The following is a 1,415-nucleotide window of genomic DNA, read 5'->3' as shown; positions in this document are numbered from 1 at the left end:
CCTTTAACAACTTTAAGTTAAGGAGCTTTGGCTATGTTTAAAAGAGTTTCAGTAGTTCAGTAATAAGGAAAAACTGTAAGTTTTGCTTTCTGTCAGCATTTCAATAAAAGATATCGTCACACCGATTCCAGACACTCTGACGGTTGAGCCTGTCAAAAACGCTCCCACAGGCATACGCTGAGATGGTAATGTTATGAAGGACAAAGGTCACACCGGCAAGCGGGAAAAAGGTCTGTGGTCAAAAAACACCGTCGTTGAGAACAGATACGAGGTACGCGACCTCGCACGTGGCGGCATGGGAGAGGTCTACTTCGTCTACGATCGGGAGACAGAGCGTATGATGGCCGTCAAGACCCCCCTGCCCTCTATCATGTCCAGCGAAACCGGTCTCAAGCGATTCCACAGGGAGGCCGAAGCGTGGATCAACCTCGGTATACACCCAAACATCTGCTCGGCCTACTACGTGCAAGAGATAGAGTCGATCCCGCGCCTGTTTATCGAGTACGTAGACGGTGGCAGCCTGGATAAGTGGCTAAAGGCAAAGCGGCTGTCTACAATGCAAGAAAAACTGGATATGGCCATACAGGTAGCCTCGGGTATGTACCACACCCATACGCTTAACTGGAGCGACGAGGAAGGCATACAACACACCGGCCTCGTACACAGAGACCTAAAACCCGCCAATATACTCCTGAGCAAGTATGGCATGGCCTTGATCACCGACTTCGGCCTGGTTGGAGCCGGTCTCAGCGCAGGAGCCGATGACCCGATAACCAGCGAAAAATACAAGGATAGCCTCAACCTCACCGATTCTGACGTAAATGACATCTCAGAGGGGTCGGTCTTTGCAAGGAGCCTCTCAAGCCTCAGCCTCACTGACAACCAACAGGAAGGTCTCATCGTATCCGACTCCTGGCAGACTATAACGTTGGGAGATGTCCCCTATGGAACCCCACAGTACATGGCCCCGGAGCAGTTCAGGGACGCCCACACGGCAGGCTTCCCCACCGACATATACGCATATGGGTGTATGCTGTACGAGTTCTTTTGTGGCAGACGTCCGTTTGCGTTGACGGAGGAGGAGCGCCGTGGTGTCATCTTTTACCAGTTGACCGTGTGGCAGAAACTCCACTCCAGGACAACCCCACCGCATCCGGGAAATTTTACCCCGGAGATAAACGAGGAACTTGCACAATTGATGCTCCAGTGCCTGGCAAAAGACCCGCGATACAGACCCGCAGACTTTGCCGAAATCAAAGACCGGTTAAAAACGCTCTACAGACGCATTATCGGTGAACCATACCAGCGCTCCGATGAGGACACCGAAGAGCGTAACGACGAACTCAGGGCCGATTCCCTGAACAACCAGGGTGTATCATATGCCACGATAAACCAGTTGCATAAGGCCGAAGCCG

General features: G+C 52.1%; 1 protein-coding gene. It reads left to right on the top strand.

What is annotated here, in order from left to right:
• Positions 1 to 193: 193 nt before the first annotated feature.
• On the top strand, positions 194 to 1,415 hold a 1,222-nt coding region (locus tag HWQ67_RS18475), incomplete at its 3' end, for a serine/threonine protein kinase (RefSeq protein WP_218254164.1).

This window comes from Candidatus Magnetobacterium casense, from assembly GCF_019173545.1.
In the GTDB taxonomy this organism is placed as follows: domain Bacteria; phylum Nitrospirota; class Thermodesulfovibrionia; order Thermodesulfovibrionales; family Magnetobacteriaceae; genus Magnetobacterium; species Magnetobacterium cryptolimnobacter.
Note: the sequence above shows the minus strand (reverse complement) of the source record. Positions and strands in the feature narration are given on the sequence as shown.